This window comes from Psychrobacter frigidicola (genome assembly GCF_007997305.1).
In the GTDB taxonomy this organism is placed as follows: Bacteria; Pseudomonadota; Gammaproteobacteria; order Pseudomonadales; family Moraxellaceae; genus Psychrobacter; species Psychrobacter frigidicola.
This window is the reverse complement of the sequence record NZ_VORZ01000004.1, coordinates 180,027-197,956: the sequence shown is the minus strand read 5'-3', so window position 1 is coordinate 197,956 and position 17,930 is coordinate 180,027. Positions and strand designations below refer to the sequence as shown.

General features: G+C 40.8%; 14 protein-coding genes and 1 rRNA gene. 10 read left to right on the top strand and 5 right to left on the bottom strand.

Features of this window, described 5'->3' with window-relative positions; all coding sequences use genetic code 11:
* Nucleotides 1–21 precede the first annotated feature (21 nt).
* The 4 genes from rrf (at nucleotide 22) to ES754_RS11645 (ending at nucleotide 3,115) form a co-directional block, all read left to right on the top strand.
* Nucleotides 22–135: ribosomal RNA gene (rrf, locus tag ES754_RS11660) — 5S ribosomal RNA — on the top strand.
* Between the two features lie 526 nt (nucleotides 136–661).
* Entirely contained in the window at nucleotides 662–1,315 is a 654-nt protein-coding gene (locus ES754_RS11655) for a hypothetical protein (protein ID WP_147224373.1), read from the top strand.
* Nucleotides 1,316–1,407: 92 nt separating this feature from the next.
* On the top strand, nucleotides 1,408–2,205 hold the full coding sequence (locus ES754_RS11650) for a hypothetical protein (protein ID WP_147224372.1): 798 nt from the start codon (nucleotides 1,408–1,410) through the stop codon (nucleotides 2,203–2,205).
* A gap of 103 nt (nucleotides 2,206–2,308) precedes the next feature.
* Nucleotides 2,309–3,115, top strand: a complete 807-nt coding sequence (locus tag ES754_RS11645; protein WP_147224371.1) for a restriction endonuclease — start codon at nucleotides 2,309–2,311, stop codon at nucleotides 3,113–3,115.
* A gap of 97 nt (nucleotides 3,116–3,212) precedes the next feature.
* Here the strand turns inward: ES754_RS11645 and ES754_RS11640 are convergent, their stop codons facing one another.
* Complete coding sequence (locus ES754_RS11640) at nucleotides 3,213–3,455, bottom strand: DUF1289 domain-containing protein (RefSeq protein WP_228267777.1); 243 nt, start codon at nucleotides 3,453–3,455, stop codon at nucleotides 3,213–3,215.
* A 241-nt stretch (nucleotides 3,456–3,696) separates the two neighbouring features.
* Between ES754_RS11640 and ES754_RS11635 the strand changes: the two genes are divergently transcribed.
* From ES754_RS11635 to ES754_RS11625, 3 genes are all read left to right on the top strand, one after another.
* Nucleotides 3,697–4,335, top strand: a complete 639-nt coding sequence (locus tag ES754_RS11635) for a YqiA/YcfP family alpha/beta fold hydrolase (protein WP_147224370.1) — start codon at nucleotides 3,697–3,699, stop codon at nucleotides 4,333–4,335.
* Nucleotides 4,336–4,476: 141 nt separating this feature from the next.
* Nucleotides 4,477–6,366, top strand: coding sequence for a DNA topoisomerase IV subunit B (parE, locus tag ES754_RS11630; RefSeq protein ID WP_147224369.1), 1,890 nt, complete (start codon nucleotides 4,477–4,479; stop codon nucleotides 6,364–6,366).
* 114 nt (nucleotides 6,367–6,480) lie between these two features.
* Entirely contained in the window at nucleotides 6,481–7,203 is a 723-nt protein-coding gene (locus ES754_RS11625) for a lysophospholipid acyltransferase family protein (RefSeq protein ID WP_147224368.1), read from the top strand.
* A gap of 55 nt (nucleotides 7,204–7,258) precedes the next feature.
* Here the strand turns inward: ES754_RS11625 and budC are convergent, their stop codons facing one another.
* Nucleotides 7,259–8,041 carry a meso-2,3-butanediol dehydrogenase gene (gene budC / locus ES754_RS11620; protein WP_147224367.1) on the bottom strand — a complete coding sequence of 261 codons (783 nt, stop codon included), beginning with the start codon at nucleotides 8,039–8,041 and terminating at the stop codon, nucleotides 7,259–7,261.
* Between the two features lie 686 nt (nucleotides 8,042–8,727).
* On the bottom strand, nucleotides 8,728–10,449 hold the full coding sequence (locus tag ES754_RS11615) for a mechanosensitive ion channel (protein ID WP_147224366.1): 1,722 nt from the start codon (nucleotides 10,447–10,449) through the stop codon (nucleotides 8,728–8,730).
* 477 nt (nucleotides 10,450–10,926) lie between these two features.
* Between ES754_RS11615 and ES754_RS11610 the strand changes: the two genes are divergently transcribed.
* Entirely contained in the window at nucleotides 10,927–11,664 is a 738-nt protein-coding gene (locus tag ES754_RS11610) for a BamJ family beta-barrel-assembly machinery protein (RefSeq protein WP_147224365.1), read from the top strand.
* Nucleotides 11,665–11,782: 118 nt separating this feature from the next.
* Here the strand turns inward: ES754_RS11610 and argA are convergent, their stop codons facing one another.
* Nucleotides 11,783–13,105: an amino-acid N-acetyltransferase gene (argA, locus tag ES754_RS11605; protein ID WP_147224364.1), complete on the bottom strand. Its 1,323-nt coding sequence runs from the start codon at nucleotides 13,103–13,105 to the stop codon at nucleotides 11,783–11,785.
* Between the two features lie 301 nt (nucleotides 13,106–13,406).
* On the opposite strand from argA, the gene ES754_RS11600 reads away from it, so the two are divergent.
* Nucleotides 13,407–13,991, top strand: a complete 585-nt coding sequence (locus ES754_RS11600; RefSeq protein ID WP_147224363.1) for a hypothetical protein — start codon at nucleotides 13,407–13,409, stop codon at nucleotides 13,989–13,991.
* A 162-nt stretch (nucleotides 13,992–14,153) separates the two neighbouring features.
* Here the strand turns inward: ES754_RS11600 and ES754_RS11595 are convergent, their stop codons facing one another.
* Nucleotides 14,154–15,137 (bottom strand): patatin-like phospholipase family protein, encoded by a 984-nt coding sequence (locus ES754_RS11595; protein WP_147224379.1) that lies wholly within the window; start codon nucleotides 15,135–15,137, stop codon nucleotides 14,154–14,156.
* Between the two features lie 305 nt (nucleotides 15,138–15,442).
* Here ES754_RS11595 and recG point away from each other — a divergent pair, with 305 nt between their 5' ends.
* Complete coding sequence (gene recG, locus ES754_RS11590) at nucleotides 15,443–17,821, top strand: ATP-dependent DNA helicase RecG (RefSeq protein ID WP_147224362.1); 2,379 nt, start codon at nucleotides 15,443–15,445, stop codon at nucleotides 17,819–17,821.
* Nucleotides 17,822–17,930 lie beyond the last annotated feature (109 nt).

Below are 17,930 nucleotides of genomic sequence, written 5' to 3'. Positions count from 1 at the left end.
GACTCATATCTAACCCCCTTTGCTGACGACCATAGCATGATGGCCCCACCTGATCCCTTACCGAACTCAGAAGTGAAACATCATAGCGCCGATGGTAGTGTGGTTCGCCCATGTGAGAGTAGGTCATTGTCAGCTCTCTATTCTAAAGATAAACCCCCTTGCGCTTATGTGCAAGGGGGTTTTCTTTGGGTTAAACTTAAATAATTCCGGTTGGGGGCTTTTTTTATCCTCGATTTATGTATTTATCTTAACAAGTTCTATGCAATTAGCATCTTGGGCTTTTGTTTGATCACTAAGAAGTGCTAAAGTGATATTATCAACAAACACCCAAAGAACATTACTATTTATTTTGGAGCAGATTATGGGCGTTTTGATATACTATAAAGCTGAACGCCATAATCCTTGAACTTCGCTGCAGCAAGAAAAGGTTAATGTAATAATCGATCAATATAATGCTGACTTCAAATGTTTTAAGTCATCATTAACAAAACTATTCGCATAGCTGAAAAACTTTAGTTTCTAAGTTCGCTACATATATGATATATCTTGGATTTACATGGTAGTAGGTTTTGAGGTTTACTTACGTGATTGATATTATAAAAATAACCAGAAGATTAATTTTAAATGTAAACACTGACCATTGTATATCTATGGATTTATTATGACGTATAAGGTAATTAGACGTGATCTGACAGAGACCACTAGAAAATGTGATTTTTGTCCAAGGTATCTGATTTCTCTTAAAGCATACGTATTAGAAAATGTAGAAACTAATGAGTTATTTTATGCAGGACCAAAGTGTGCTAAGAATAATGTAGGAGATAACTCATTATTCGGTGTACCTGACTTAACGAAATTTACTATGGCGACAGGTAATCGTGAAGATAGCAGCATTGATGGCAGAGGTTCAACAGATATAAATAACCGTCAAAGAAAAGCTATTGAAGAAAGAAAAGCTATAGAATATCTTATGCTTAGAGAAAATAAACTTGTAAATGAACTTAATTGTTCATATTCCGTATTAAGGGAATACTATCAAAAGAGCAAAATTCAGAAGCTATCTGAGTCAGATATTATACATATCAATAATATTGCGTATAAAGCTCCAGAACATTTAACTTTATCTGTGCTTCAAAAAATTTATAATTATTTGTTTTGGATTGATGTAGGCATTGCAAAGCTAGATTCAGGTAAAACTGATTTCTTAGTTAATGTACGAAGAACTATTGTTTCAAAAAGAAAAATAACCGAGGGGCAAAAACTAGCTATAAATAGGTGGCTTGAAAATATAGACGGTGTACCACAGTTGAGATAATATATAATGTTTTTGTCAAACGGACTAGTTTTTGCTATGCTCAAAACCTATTTATTATAAAGATGTTTTTATTCAAGGATGTATCACCACATATGCTAAGCAAAATACTAAATAAAATTTTTACAGATTTTCTTTGGCCAAAGTGGTTAGGATTTATATCAAAATCAGATAGTCCTAGAGTATGGAAAAAGACATTTAGTACAACTGCAATTCAAACAAATACTCTTTCTAAGAACTTGGCTGAGGAGATATCTAAATCACCATCTGTCGTTCGTTTAATGGTAAATACTTTTAAACCAGATAGAAATTTTCCATCTGCAGAGGATTATGCTATTAGTATTGGTTATGAGCTAATACAAAAGGATTATCATTTCTCTCTTGAAGAGAAAATTAAAACTTGGCAAATTAGAAATTTTTCTGCTGCAGTACGCCGAGAATGGCTAAATACTATCAATGAAAACCCAATTTTAAAAGCAAGACTTAAAGATATTAGGGATAAGCATCCTTCAGAATTTATGTTAGAAAATGCATCATGTGACACAAGTTTTGATAGCATTTTACAAAACCCAAATAAACTAAGAAAATTATATTTTGAAAGCTTTACAACACCTGACAAAACAGAGGAAGTGATTGTTTGGTTACCTAATGAATATGATGTAGTAGCGTGGAGTCCAGATAAAAGAATTACTGTTAAAGTCGGTTTGAATGCTTCGCTTGGAGCTGATTTAGGCTTTATAAGAGTTGGACAAGATTACTCATTATTCGATACAAGCAACGAAGTCGAATGGCTTCAAGTAGCCTATCGTGACGATGCTAGAGCGATAGAAACAATGAACTTTGGTAGTAGAAGTGTAGGTTGTGCAACAAACCATATTTTATGGTGTAAATAGCTAAAAAATTATTTAAACAATAGAAGGACGTTTAATCATTGCTTTTTAGTTATAGATATCCATTGTTTTAAGTTTAGCAAGGTCCTAAAGTTTAAGAGAAGCTATGAGTAAAAAAAAAGATTGGTTCGAATTCCAAGAAGATATAAAAAATCATTTCAATTCGTTAGGAGCTGATGCAGAAACTAATATCAAAGTTCAAGGTGTGCGAACTTGTCATGATATAGATGTGCTTGTCAAAACTAGATTTTTAGGCGAAAATATTACTTGGATTATAGAAGCGAAACATTGGAAAAGTAAAGTAACTAAGGCTCAAGTATTAACGTTAAGAGCTATTGTAGAAGACATTGGTGCAGACCGTGGGTTCATTATATCTGTAGCAGGATTCCAAAGTGGTGCCTTTGAAGCGGCTAATAATACTAATGTAAAACTTAAAACCTTTGATGAGTTAAAGGTTGATACTCAGGGTCTAATTGAAGCTGAAATTTTAAAGACGTATTATAAGCGACTTTCACTTTTAGAAGATAGATATTGGTCACATTCCAAAGGATTGAGAATTGAATATGGTTTACGTCACCACACAGCAGATTATTCAATGCAATTTACTGGTCAGCAACTACTGACAATTGCACGAACTGCAATCATGGCTGCACAAGAGCGCAAATATCCTATAAATTTAGAATCTTTTTTGAAAGAACATAAGGGCGAGAAAGTTGCTCATAATTTTCAGCAGCTTTCGATGTGGCTGAATCTTAATTTAAATCATTTTGATGAGAAGCTACTGACTGCTGAGTTGAAAATGTACAAAAATGGTGATTATCAACCTGATACAAAATATAGAACTAGAAATCACGAACAAACTAATACCGAACTTATGGCTAAAGCAATTTACAATGCCAGAAAAAACCATTAATAAAGCTAATCATTGAAATTTAGAAATTGTAATTTTACTTTAGCTTATGTTTTCTACGTTGAATTTTTTAAAATATGCAAACCTATTTTAAGGATACTCAAAACAACTCCCCAACCTCAACCACTTCCTCAAAATCAAAACCCAACTGTTCACCCTTATGCTGTCGCATCTGCTCTATACGCTGTTTACGTCCTACTATCAATCTAAGCACGTCACGACGCTGCTCATTGCTCATGCTTAACCACAGCTGTCGTTCTCTACGACTGCGAAAGCAACCAAAGCAATAGCCTTTTTTATTACTGGTGCAAACGCTAATGCAAGAATTTGCAATATTAAACAATTCAATTTATTGAGTCATGGCGATGTCACGTCTATTATCCTAGCTCTGGATTTATATTACTTTGCATTGATATAAAATTCACTTATGCAAAATTAGCTAAATTATTAGGCCTGTTGTGCCAATTAAGACTATTAGTGTGCCATATTGCTATTATTAGTCTAGACAGCCACATGCTATGCTTTTTAGCATCAACTTTATTCTTATAATAAAATAAAAACAAACCTAACAAGTGAGCAAAGACATGAACCTTATCTATATTCATGGGTTAGATAGTGACTCCAATTCTACCAAAGGTCTTTTATTGGAACAGTATTGCCAGCAATATTATCCTGAGATTAGCGTATTTCGACCCGACCTAAATAAGTCACCTGTACAAGTATTTGCACAACTGACTGACTTAGTAGCAGAGTCGGGTAATGTCTCAGAAACAGTATTAATAGGTAGCTCATTAGGCGGTTATTTTGCGACTTTAATAAGTAATCATACGGGTTGCCCAGCACTATTACTCAATCCTAGTACCCAGCCTCACATCACGCTACAACGTTTTTCTAACAATACTATTTTAGAGGCAACGACTGACAACATAAAATCGAGTGATCAGGTTCTCCATACTACAACAGGTGGCTGGAAAATTACCTGTGCAGATTTACAATGGTTTGCTGAGCATCAGTTGCAGTCTGTGCACTATCCGACAAAAGTAGCTGTTTTAATTAAAGAGGGTGATGAGTTACTCGACCCTAGTCTTTCCAAAGTTTTTTATCAGCAGCAGGACACAGCAGTGACTTTACAAGCGGGTGGTGATCATAGGTTTAGTGATTTTTCTGAACAGCTGCCTATGACAATAAATATCCTACAGAAGTTAGTAGGGGTTAAAATTTAATCGATTCATTAATAAGTTACCTACAGTTGTAGAAGACGACATTATATGACGTAAGCCACTGACTAGTAACGCTAACGAGACCGTTTTTCGTTATAATGGACACATAGAAATAATCGTTTATAGAAATTGAAGGATGCTTTTGTGAGTCAATATAATGCCCAATCGTTAGAAGTTTTAGAAGGGCTTGAGCCTGTCCGCCGCCGCCCCGGTATGTATACTGATACCACCCGTCCCAATCATTTGGCGCAAGAAGTGATCGATAACGCAGTTGATGAGGCGTTGGCTGGTTATGCTAAAACTATTAAAGTTCAGTTATATGAAGATGGTTCGCTATCAGTAGAAGATGATGGTCGAGGTATGCCAACTGATATTCATCCTGAATTTAAGCAAACGGGGATTGAGATTATTTTGACCCGTCTGCATGCTGGTGGTAAATTTTCGACTTCAAATTATCAAGTTTCAGGGGGCTTGCACGGAGTTGGTATCTCGGTGGTTAATGCACTATCAACACGAGTTGAAGTCACGGTATGGCGTGATGGTACGCAGTTTGATATGGTACTTGAAAATGGTGCACCCGTTACGCCATTAATTGAATCCGTCAGCTCTAATAAACGTAAACGGGGTACCAAAGTGCGCTTTTGGGCAGATGGTAGCTTTTTTGATACGCCTAAATTTAATATTAAGCAGCTGAAACACAATCTAAAGGCTAAGGCCGTACTGGCCGCCGGCCTTATCATAGAGTTCGTTGATGATATTAATAATGAGAAAATAGTTTGGCAGTTCACTGATGGGGTGGTTGAATACTTAACTGAGCAGTTAGATGGCCTTGAAACTCTACCCGACGCGCCTTTTTATTATGACCATCAAGCTAAACAAGGCGAGCGTGCCGGCATTACTTTTGCGCTATCTTGGTTGCCCGAAGGTGGTAACCCAGTACAAGAAAGCTATGTCAATCTCATTCCTACTGCTCAAGGTGGTACGCACGTAAACGGCTTACGTACGGGTATTTTAGAAGCACTACGTGAGTTCTGTGATATCCATAATTTACTACCGCGTAGCGTGAAGCTGACTGCAGAAGATGTTTGGGATGGGGTCAATTACATCTTGTCGTTGAAGTTTTCAGAGCCACAGTTTTCAGGTCAAACCAAAGAGCGTTTGTCTAGCCGTGAGGCCGCAGGTGCGGTGCAAACGTTAGCAAAAGACGCTTTTAGCTTGTGGCTGAATAAACATGCTGATTTGGGTGCTGAGATTGCAGAGTTAGCTATTAATAAAGCCGGACGTCGTCTAAAATCTGCTAAAAAAATAGCGCGCAAAAAAATCACACAGGGGCCAGCATTGCCGGGTAAGCTGGCAGACTGTCGTGGTGATTTACGTGATGGGGCAGAGCTTTTCTTAGTAGAAGGAGATTCGGCTGGTGGCAGTGCCAAGCAAGCCCGTGATCGGCATTATCAAGCAATTTTGCCCTTACGTGGTAAGATTTTAAATACGTGGGAAGTGTCGTCGGATACCGTATTATCGAGTCAAGAGATTCATGATATTGCGATTGCCATCGGTGTCGATCCTGCTTCTACAGATTTGACGGAATTGCGCTACGATAAAGTATGCATTTTGGCTGATGCCGATTCTGATGGTCTACATATTGCGACTCTAATTTGCGCTTTATTCGTCAAGCATTTTCCGGCGTTGGTTGAGGCCGGTCATCTGTTTGTAGCGATGCCACCGTTATACCGAGTAGATGTCGGCAAAGAGGTGCATTATGCGCTAGATGAGCCTGAGCTTGAGCATATATTAGGCAATATTCCCGGTAATAAAAAAGCGCAAATAACCCGCTTTAAAGGGCTGGGAGAGATGAGTGCTGAGCAGCTGCGTGAGACCACAATGAATCGTGATACCCGCCGTTTAGTGCAGTTAGATATGGATGATATGGTGTTAACCAATAATGTTATGGATATGTTGTTGGCAAAGAAACGTGCAGCTGACCGTAAGTCATGGTTAGAAGACAAAGGAAATTTAGCTGATATTGCGCTATAGATTATTTTATCTATAAACGGTCAAGTTATAGTGGCCTAAAACTCTGCAAAAGTCAGTTTAGTAGCACTAGTATAATGCTATGATGTTCATATTTCCTTTTTTTATGGTGCCGTCATGACATCTAAGTCTGCTATTACGTCTAAAGCTGGTCGTCCTGAATCTACTGTTTTTAAGTCCAAGGCCTCTAAAACTCTTCGTTCTAAAGTATTGCCCAAGTTGCGTAAAAAGGACTTGGGTGACTTAATACCCAAACGTGGCGGTAAAGTAGCCTCAATTGTAGCGTCGTGGCTATTAAAGACTGCTGGTTGGCAGACGGTCGGTGAGATTCCAAATATTTCTCAAGCCGTCGTATTGGCACTACCGCATACTTCAAACGTAGATGGCGTATATGCCATTCCAAGTCTATTCGCACTGGACTTGAAAATCAGTATCATGGGCAAGCATACGTTATTCAAAGTACCGGTACTCGCGCAGCTGCTCAATTGGATAGGGATTATTCCTATTGACCGCAGTAATAAAGGGTCAGTACTACAGTCCAGTATTGATAAATTTAAAACAGGTGAACCATTATTTTTAGGATTATCGCCAGAAGGTACGCGTAAATATACTGAATCTTGGAAAACCGGCTTTTACTATTTAGCACTAGGCGCTAATGTACCGATTTTGCCAGTGGCCTTAGATTATAATACTAAAGAAGTCCGTTTTTTATCGCTGGTAACTCCTACGGGTGACATTGAAGCGGACTTACCCAAAATTTATAACCAATATCAAGGCGTTATACCACGACATCCTGAACGCTTATCACAGCCGCTACAGGATGTTAATGAGATAGAATAAAATATTAAAACGCTAATCTGCTAACGTTATTCTGTCTGAATTTTTAGTTAAATACTTAAAATTGTGGTTGTCCATTGGAAGCACTAACACCACCATCAACGGCTAAATTGACCCCAGTAATCATCGCTGCATCATCGCTGGCCAAGAAAGTAATAGCGGCGGCGATATCTTCAGGTGTGGCTAAGCGACCAAGCGGGCAGCGTGCTAAGAATTTTTCGGTTTTCACATCGTTTTCTTGAATGGCGCTAGTCATATTGGTTTTAGTGACGCTAGGATTAACGGCATTAATGCGTACCCCATCGGCACCATGGTCTAATGCCAGCGTGCGAGTTAAATTGGACACTCCAGCTTTTGCAGCATTGTATGCGGCCATATTCCAATCCCCACCAACGCCTGACAATGATGACACGTTAACGATATTACCTTTACTGGCAATTAAGTGCGGCATGGCTGCTTGGCAAACGTAAAAAGTACCATTTAAATTCACATCAATTGCTGACTTCCAGTCCTCAGCAGACAGTTCAGTAATTTTGCCTTGAGTGGCCTTACCGGCATTATTAACCACCACATCAATTTTACCAAACTTTTCTATGACTCGTTTGACCATCTCTTGTACTTGGCTTTGTACGCTGATATCACAGGTAACTTTCAAGTAGTTATCAACATGAATCCATGTGCGATCTTTCGGAAATTCAGCTGCTGTCTCTTGTAACGTCTCTAAAGTACGTCCTACTAATGCGACATTCGCGCCTTCATTTGCAAAACGAAGGGCAGTAGCACGGCCAATACCTGAGCCTGCACCCGTGACAATAATAACTTTTTCTCTAAAGCGTTTCATGATATTTCATCCTTGTTATCATATGATCGTAAATATGGTTTTAGTTATCATAGCAAGTCATTACTGTGAAAGCGATATGAATGCCATTCGATTTTATTGTCTTCTTATAGAGATATATGGCTTGATTTGAGAAGCACTCTATAGTTACTCTGAAATTTTATTGTCAATAATTAAACCGACCCTCATGAATCTTATTTAATAATAAAAGGTTTATATTTTGACTAAATCGTTGCCTTTTGCCTTTCATACTCAACACCTGACAGGATGGCTGGACGGTTATCGACCACCAATTATCCTGTCTTCAACTACGTAGATAGTCACGTCTATACCTCTTACAATTATATTCTTTATAGATCCGAACATTATAATTACGTGCTGCCACTAGAGAGACTTTGCCTATTATAAATTATGCTTTATTTACTCACTACTGCTAATTAAACTAGCATTAAGCCTGCGCGAATTTTGGCTATTAAGTGGGCGTTAGTATGGCATAAGCATTGTTTGCAGCAGGATAAAGCGCCGAATGCAAAAGTAAAAAAAGTAATTAAAACTAAACGGCCGCGCATAATATTTAATATAAGCATACCTGCTCGTCACCCTAAATCGTAGATTGTGGAGCTACTTGCATAAAAAAAGACAGCCTAGGCTGTCTTTTTCTTTATTCAGATTATTAGAATTATAAAGAATTATTTATTATCGTCATTATTGGTAAAGTCATTACCAGATGACAAGTCTGAAGAGTTATCTGTAGTGTTACCATACTGGTCTACATGAGTGATATCTACAGGGTCAGTACCTAATTTGCTGGTATCAACTGTATCTGTACGTAAATCAGTAGTAGAAACGCTTGCAGCCGTAGGTGACGTTGTTGCAGCGCTAGGCGTTGCAGCACGAACCGCATCAGCTACTTGCTCAGTAGTCGTTTTAGTATGACGTGTGGTTTTTACTTTTAGGCCGGTGCTCTCTTCATCCATTTTATCCTGCATTTTACGTAGGAGACGAGCTGCAGCATCTTTGCCACCAAGACCAAATGATAGAGCAAATGCTACGGCAACTGCACCTAAAGTTAGACCGAATGCTAGGTTAACGATAGAGTCCGCAATACCCATCGCTTTTAGACCCATGGCTAGTACTAAGCCCATGATCAATACGCGTACGATATTCGCTAAAAACTGTGAGCCTTTTTCTGAGCGCTCAACGACACCAGCAATGATGTTAGCAAGCCAAAAGCCAATAAACAGAATGATCGCACCAAGGATGATATTAGCACCAAAGGCAATGAACATTGTGATGATGGCTGAGATTGGCTCAAAACCAAGTAAGTCAGCAGCGGCAATCGATGCAAACAACATAGCAAAGAAAGTAATTGCATAACCAACTAGGTCAGAAATCTGTTTGTCACCCATAGTCTCTTGTAGACCAACTTTAGCAGGCAATTGGTTGATTTCAGTATTTTCGATTAAGCCTTTAATGATGTTAGCGACCATACGTACAACATAATAAGTCACAACCAAGATAGCTACTGCCATAAAGATATTTGGCAACGCTTCCATGATTTTATTGAGCATATTAGTAGCAGGACGGGCAATCACTTCGATTTTTAGTGCGTTTAAAGCCGCAATAATCGTTGGAATAATGACTACTAGGAATGCTAAAGAACCTGCAATATTAGGCAAGCTGTTCTTTTCGCTCAAGCCTGCTTTAGATGCCAGCTCTTGCACATTAAAAGTAGAAACTAGATTTGTTACGATGCCGCGTACGACTTTAGCGATGATATAACCCACCACAAAAACCACACCAGCAATCAGAATATTCGGGATAAAGCTGAAGATTTTATCAACCATGTTAGTCAATGGTGCAAATAAACCATCAAGCTCTAATTGACCTAGAACCATGGTTAATACAACCAAAAGAATGAACCAATAAACCATGTCAGCAATCGTGCTGCTCATCGGTTTAATACCAGCTTGGGCGCTTAAACGCTCGTCCATATTGGTTTTTGATAGTCCAGTATTGATTGCAGTACGGGCAACAGTCGCGATAACCCAACCAAGTATACCAACAGCGATAGCGCCAATAAGGTTAGGGATAAACGCCAATACTTGGTTAACCATATTTGCAAATGGTGCTGAAATAGAGTTCAAGTTCAATTGGCTAAGTGCGCCTGAAATAGCAATGATGAAGATAAACCAGAAAACAATCTTAGAGATGATGCCTTCTAAGTCGTAGGTTTTGCCAGTAGATGAGTTCATGCGCTGGTTAACGTTAACTTTAGCTAATACATTGCGCACAAGGGCTGCAATGCCAAGAGCGACTAACCAGCCTATGATAAAGATCAAAATAGCGCCAATGATAGAGCCTATAGGCCCACCAAGATAACCGTTGAATGATGTAAACGATGGGTTCATCCCGTCCTCCTTTAAGTACTATAAGTCAGGTCTAAGACTAAGTACCCTATCAAAGCTGTACCCTTATTAACCTGAATTATAGATAGTCGTAAATAATAGTATTGGTATTTTTTTAATTAAGAGTATTCATGTGTACAACGGTGGGAAACCCTATTCCTAACAACAGAAATAACTATTGAATTGATCGGAACAGAAAATTTTTTGCCATTATTCTACAATCGATGATAAAAAAGCTTACATTTGACTACTTATCATCTTAGCTAAGACAGCTTAGCTGATATATTAATAGGATTAAAGACAGAAAGCTTAACTTCTTCCTATAATTGTGTGATAAGTTGTTATTTCTACGAGTAATATTAACAGAGATTGTACATTAGCCCAATAATTTTTTCGCAAGCGTGGCTCCTAAAACTAAGATTTGCTATTATAGTGCACAGGTGACATCTCGCCGCTATATTAACAACTTGAGAGTATTCTATGAAAAAAATCACTACTTTGACCATCAGTGCGTTGGCTAGTGCCATGTTATTAACGACAGGGTGTAGCACTAACAATGGTAATAAAGAAAGCGCTGCTAAAAGTGTGGCAGTGACTGAGCAAAGTCCAGCAGTTGAAAAAGTCGGTTATAGTTTGGGCTTCATGATGGCTGAAGGTAATAAAGAGGCGGTTCAAGACCTAAATTTAGATACGTTTGAAAAAGGCTTTCGTGACGGTTATGAAGGTAAAGAGTCCGCATTGACCCAAGAACAAATGGAAGAAGTGCTAATGGCGTATCAAAAAGAGCAAGAGGAAAAAATGGTTAAAGACATGCAAGCGAAGGGTGGCGAAAATCAAACTAAAGGCGCAGCATTCTTAGCAGAAAATGGCAAGAAAGCAGGCGTGCAAACCACGGCTTCTGGTTTGCAGTACAAAATGATAACAGCAGGTACTGGTAAAACACCAAAAGCGACCGACGTAGTTGAAGTCAACTATGAAGGTAAACTGCTTGATGGTACGGTATTTGACAGCTCTTATGAGCGTGGTGAGCCAATTGAATTCCCGCTGAACCAAGTTATTCCAGGCTGGACAGAAGGTCTACAGTTGATGAAAGAGGGTGGCAAATACGAGTTTTATATCCCATCAGATCTTGCCTATGGTGAAGCGGGTAATCAAGGTATTGACCCAAATAGTACCTTAATCTTTACAGTTGAATTGCTTAAAGTGAAAGCCAAGTAAGGTGCTTTGATAAATACTAGGTTTTAAGAAATTTAAAAAAGCCCTCATATATGAGGGCTTTTTTATGTCTAGAAGATTAATTTTTAAAAGCGCTTATTTATAAAGCTGATTATGAGTCTTATATTATTTTTTGGAAGACTTTCGAGTTACGCCCGTTATGATATTGCTGTTGGCGTGCTTCAGGTAAGGCGCTGGCATCGACCTCGACAAAGCCTTGCTCGACAAACCAATGCGCGGTACGAGTGGTCAATACAAACAGTTTGTTAAGACCATGACTGCGCGCTTGTTGTTCTAAAAAGGCCAATAAATCAGCACCGCGGCTTCCGCTACGGTAGTCAGGATGGACAGCGACACAAGCGACTTCTGCTGATGTGCTATCTAGTGGCGATAAAGCGGCGCAGCCTAATACCATGCCATCACGCTCAATGACGCTATAGTTATCAATCTCTTGCTCTAGGCGCTCACGTGAACGGGCAACTAAGATACCTTGCTCTTCAAGTGGTCTGAGCAATTCAATGAGGCCGACAACATCGTCGATATTGGCACGGCGAATTTCTTCATAAGGGTCGTGGCTAATCAGGGTGCCGGAACCATCACGAGTGAATAGCTCCTCTAATAGCGCGCCATCTTTTGCATATGAGATAATATGGGTGCGATGCACGCCTTGACGGCAGGCATCACTGGCGCAATGTAAGAAGTAATTAATTTCGCTATTTAAATCACGTCCGCGTAAAAAACGGTCGACTTCATTTGGAATCATCTCGCGCAGTAGACGATCATTATCGTTAATGCCCGTTTCTTCACCTAATAAAATGAGCTTATCGGCGCCGAGCGCAATTGCTGCACTAAGTGCCACGTCTTCCGCCAATAGGTTAAAGACTTCACCAGTCGCTGAGTAGCCCATTGAACCTAATATCACGATATGATGGTGCAATAAGTTATTCTTAATAGCATCCACATCTATCGAGCGTACTTCGCCTGTCATCTGATAGTCAACGCCATCACGGATACCATAAGGGCGGGCGGTAACAAAATTCCCAGAAACTGCATCAATACGCGAGCCATACATCGGCGAGTTGGCCAAACCCATAGACAGCTGGGCTTCAAGCTGCAAGCGAATCGCGCCAACTGCTTGTAAAATAGAGGGCATCGCCTCGCGCGGAGTGACCCGAATGTCTTGATGTAACGGTGAGGTAATGCCTGCCTCTTTTAGATTCTTCTCAATTTGCGGGCGCGCACCGTGTACCAATACCAGCTTGATACCTAAGCTATGCAATAAGGCAAAGTCGTGGATAAGGGTGGTAAAATTGGGATGTTTAACCGCCTCACCACCAAACATAACCACGAAAGTCTTGCCGCGATGAGTATTGATATAAGGCGCAGAGTTACGGAACCAATGGACGTATTCAGGATTAATCTGGGGTATGGCGCTAGTAGTCATAGTGGGAGCAGTAAATAGTAGGTGAAAAAGGAGAGAAAATGGGAAGTATCGGTTGAATTCTAAAGATTTACCATAGCAAAAAACGTCGGTATGAGCTATCTTTTTATTTCAGTTATCGCAATATGGTTTTATAGTTATTTATCGCTATACATAACCGCAACACGGGGTTAGTATTCCAATAAAAGCTTTTTGTTATGCTAAAGCCTCTTGTCTTCTATATACTTTAAATACTGTAGCTTTTTTTAACCTTCTTTCTATCTGCATTGTCTTACTAATATATTAACTAGGAACCATATTCATCATGAAAAAAAGCAATCTTCTTGCCAACCCATTCGCCGCATGGACCGGTCATCGCTTGTTTCACGTCGTCGCCGGCACGTTGGTTGGGGCGATGGCTGTCACTCAAGCGTCTGCTATTTTACCCACGCCAGAGCCTGCGCTTGATGGGTCAACTGCTGTCCAATCATCAAATAATACGAGCCGCTCAAATGCGCAAGCGGTAAGTAGTAAAATTACCGCCTCGCTGGTTAGTGTGGATCCCAATGGTCGAGAGCTATTGGTACCGGTTACGGCCAATACGCGTTTGCAATCAGGTAATGTCTTAGAGTACCAAGGGCTGTTTACCAATACTAACCCTGATAGGGTACGTAGAATGACCGTCACGATGACGATTCCTGAACAAGTTGAGATGCTTGGCGGTATCGCGCCTGACTTCCCATTTGGTAGTGCGGATGGCAGCGCCTTTGCTCGTATGCCACTGCGCGGTAATATCGATGGTCAAGTTCAAGAGATTCCTTTGAAATATTATAAAGCAGTACGTTGGAATCTAGACGCAGTGGGCCTTAATGATACGGTTATGGTTAAGTATCGCGCGCGCGTGAAATAAATCTGGCTTTAAAAACTTTAGTTCAAAAATTAAAAAAGCACTACAGTCTATGATTGTGGTGCTTTTTTGCGATTGTCATTTATAACCGTTATTATGATTTAGGGGATGTTTTATACAGAAATTTTTATGCGGCCTTTATACTAGGGATTATTCGAATACGATTTAAAGCGTGGTGTATTTACTTTTAGATTTATCAGTGATTAACTGTTTAATAGCATTAATTTGCGGGGTGGTTGCTTGCACGCCAGCGCTAATTAAAGCGCGGCGCTGACTGGTGTCTAATGAGCTGATATGACTGACATTGGGGGTAATGACAATGTCAGCGCGCTGCCGCTCATGACGAGAGGACGTATTAGTAGTGGCGTTGCCGTTGATATTAGCGGCTAAATTATATTCCAATAAGCCCCAAAAGCTACCTAATGAGGTGATTGCAGGCAGTTTATTAATCGTAAGCGCAGTAGCGCTAGAACCAGCACTAATATCAGTCACATCAACGGCAATAACAATATCCGCGCCCAAGTCGCGGGCGCTATCGACTGGCACTAGGCTGACCACGCCACCATCAATGTATTTTTTGCCAACGGTTACTGGAATGCGCGGAGCAATAAAGATATTGGGCACACTACACGACGCTTGTACCGCAAGTCCAGCATCGCCTTCGGTAAAGACCGCTTTGATTAACGTGTCCTTTTCAGCGGCGATTGCTGCAAAGGTAATGGGAAAGGCTTCTATCGGACGGCCGCCAACCTTGGCATTGATAAAGTTCTTAAGTTTAATGCCTTCAATAAAACCTTGATTCGATAAGGTAAAGTCCGTCAGCGCGCTGTCAGGCGTGGTCAGGGCCAATTGTTCAAGCTGAGTGGACGTATAACCACTGGCATAAAGGCTGCCGACTAAGCTGCCCACACTTGTTCCAACTACCAACGTTGGGGTAATCCCACTTTCCTCTAACGCTTTAATAACGCCAACATGCGCAAAACCTTTTGCACCGCCACCCCCTAAAACTAAAGCGACACTAGGAGTATAAGGCTTGGGTGCTATTTGCACGCTAGTCGCTGTTGGCGAGAGACTATTACAAGCACTAATCAGCAAGCCTAGTGCGCCAACTAAACTGGTACGAAGCAATAATGATAGAGGCGTTGGCATGTAAACAGAACGGTTAATAACGGGACTAAGAGTATGAGCGGACATAAAGAAGCCTTTTAGATATTAATTAAAGCGTAAATATAGTAAGCGTGAGCCAGTTATTAAAAATTAAATATTTAGACGCATCATTACTAAATCGCTTAGCATAATCAAGCGCTTTGTCAGTTATAATGATTGCGAAGTACTATTTTTGTAGCCTGTTGATTGTTATGGTTTTATAGTATTGCAAAACGTTTATATCAAAGATTTTAAAAGTAAAAAAATTAAAAATAGGTACTCAAAAATTATAGGGTTAGGACTTTTTAATGCCGATATCTGCCAGCCGCTTATCCGCCACTTTACCTGCTCCTGTTAACCTTACAGCTGGGCACGCGCCATCGTCACTGGATATGCCAGTGATAGCGTTGGCAGGGGTTGGGCCAAAGGTTGCCGAGCAGTTGGCGCAATTGGGTATCGTACGTATTTTTGATTTGCTGCTGCATTTGCCGCGTGATTACGAAGACCGCAGCCGACTGGTAGCAATAGCGGATGTGGCGCATGGGCAAGCGGCACTGGTTACAGGGCGCGTTGTGCATGTCGATAATAAACGTAGTGGTTTAACGGTCATCATTGATGACGATAGCGCGACTCTGTCTTTGCGGTTTTTTAAAATATATCCTGGTTTGCTTCAAACCATGAGTCTAGGCACGCAATTACAGTTGTTCGGCGAGGTAAAGGTCAGTCGTTATGGCAAACAGATACACCATCCTGAATATCAAGTGCTTACCGATAGCGCTGCTATTATTAATACGGGCTTGCAACCGATTTACCCATCCGTAAAAGGCCTACATCAAAACAAGTTGCGTACGTTAATTAAAATGGCATTGCAGACGGTTCGTAGTCAGGGTTTACCGATGACGTTGTTTACCGCTGCTGATTTTGCAACGGTTGCTGACTTGCCATTAGTGCCTTTTAGCCCATCAAACAATTCCCTAGAAACTTCCGATTTCAATGAAACTGAATCTGAAGACATCTTTTCAACCTTAGTGCGTCGTGTGCCAGAGAATGTGGTTAATAAAGCCAGCCCTTCTGTTTACGACTATTCAAACTCTAATAATATAAATAATGCCGCAGTGGGTAGTACGACAGATGCTGGTACCGCTAATAATGTGTATAACTTAACGATATTTGAGGCGTTGGTGTTATTACATACGCCACCTACTTATACCGATGCTGGGTTGCAATATAATTTATTAACTCAGTTAAGTGCCCGTACCCATGCCGCCTGCCAGCGTCTAATTATAGAAGAATTAACCGCGCATCAGCTCAGCTTACTATATCGTCGTCAACAACTGCATCAGCATAAAGCGCCTAAATGTGCCATTCACAGTCCGCTTACTGATCAGCTATTTGAGAGCCTACCGTTTAGCTTAACAGGCGCACAAACCAGAGTCATGCAAGATATTACTGCTGATATGGCCACATCCTTGCCTATGCTGAGACTGGTACAAGGGGATGTAGGCTCAGGAAAAACGTTGGTCGCCGCTGGAGCCGCCGGTTATGCGTTAGATAGTGGCTGGCAAGTGGCAGTGATGGCTCCGACTGAGATTTTAGCAGAACAGCATTTGATAAATTTTAAGCAATGGTTTGAGCCATTAGGAATTGGTGTGGGCTGGCTTGCGGGTAAACAAACGGCTAAGCAGCGCCGAGAAGCGTTAGAAGCGGTCGCAGAAAACACGGTGCAAGTAGTTGTGGGTACGCATGCTTTATTTCAAGATAAAGTGCAGTTTGCTAAATTGGGGTTGGTTATTATCGATGAGCAACATCGTTTTGGGGTTGAGCAGCGTATGGCACTGACCAACAAAGGCGTCGCTGGTAGTACGCCGCATCAGCTCATTATGACTGCAACGCCCATTCCACGTACGCTCGCGATGAGTGTTTATGGCGATATGGATACCTCTATTATTGATGAGCTACCACCGGGACGCACGCCGATTACGACGGTCACTATTGACCGCAATCGTCGTGATGAGGTCATCGAACGGATAGCCATTAATTGTGCAGCAGGCAGACAAGCTTATTGGGTTTGTTCCTTAGTAGAAGAGTCTAGCGTCCTTGATGCGCAAGCTGCTGAAGCCACTTATGAAGACTTGAATGAGCGCTTAGATATTCGAATCGGCTTAGTACATGGCAAAATGAAAGCGGTTGATAAACAATCAGTCATGCAGAGTTTTAAAGCAGGCCAGCTGGATTTACTGATTGCCACCACAGTGATAGAAGTCGGTGTTGATGTGCCCAATGCGTCACTGATGGTTATCGAAAATGCTGAGCGTTTAGGGCTGTCACAGTTGCATCAATTGCGTGGGCGCGTGGGGCGCGGCTCAACCAAAAGCTATTGTGTGCTGCTCTATCAAAAGCCACTATCTGAAACGGGCACTGAGCGTTTGAATGTCTTGCGCGAGAGTACCGATGGCTTTGTCATTGCCCAAAAAGATTTAGAGCTGCGCGGGCCTGGTGAGCTGCTCGGTAAACGCCAAACAGGTAATGTGGGTTATTATTTAGCAGACCTTATTCGAGATGAGCAATTATTTGCAATTGCTCAGCGGCTTGCAAAACACTTGATTCAAGATTCTACCCGCAAGGCTGATGTGAGCCAACTTATTCATCGCTGGATGCCGGAAGCCAGTCGTTATACCAATGCTTGATTTTGTTATTTAGGTTTAATTTATTATTCCAAGCATATTGGTTTGAGGTTTTAGGAAGCCTATGCGGATACTAAAAAATAGACGCACCAGACAGATGCAAGTGATTAAG

Coding starts and splice junctions, on each gene's coding strand:
- ES754_RS11645 (WP_147224371.1), top strand. CDS start 2,309: ATGAGTAAAAAAAAAGATTGGTTCGAATTCCAAGAAGATATAAAAAAT.
- ES754_RS11600 (WP_147224363.1), top strand. CDS start 13,407: ATGAAAAAAAGCAATCTTCTTGCCAACCCATTCGCCGCATGGACCGGT.
- ES754_RS11650 (WP_147224372.1), top strand. CDS start 1,408: ATGCTAAGCAAAATACTAAATAAAATTTTTACAGATTTTCTTTGGCCA.
- recG (WP_147224362.1), top strand. CDS start 15,443: ATGCCGATATCTGCCAGCCGCTTATCCGCCACTTTACCTGCTCCTGTT.
- ES754_RS11655 (WP_147224373.1), top strand. CDS start 662: ATGACGTATAAGGTAATTAGACGTGATCTGACAGAGACCACTAGAAAA.
- ES754_RS11615 (WP_147224366.1), bottom strand. CDS start 10,449: ATGAACCCATCGTTTACATCATTCAACGGTTATCTTGGTGGGCCTATA.
- ES754_RS11625 (WP_147224368.1), top strand. CDS start 6,481: ATGACATCTAAGTCTGCTATTACGTCTAAAGCTGGTCGTCCTGAATCT.
- budC (WP_147224367.1), bottom strand. CDS start 8,041: ATGAAACGCTTTAGAGAAAAAGTTATTATTGTCACGGGTGCAGGCTCA.
- ES754_RS11635 (WP_147224370.1), top strand. CDS start 3,697: ATGAACCTTATCTATATTCATGGGTTAGATAGTGACTCCAATTCTACC.
- ES754_RS11595 (WP_147224379.1), bottom strand. CDS start 15,137: ATGCCAACGCCTCTATCATTATTGCTTCGTACCAGTTTAGTTGGCGCA.
- ES754_RS11610 (WP_147224365.1), top strand. CDS start 10,927: ATGAAAAAAATCACTACTTTGACCATCAGTGCGTTGGCTAGTGCCATG.
- argA (WP_147224364.1), bottom strand. CDS start 13,105: ATGACTACTAGCGCCATACCCCAGATTAATCCTGAATACGTCCATTGG.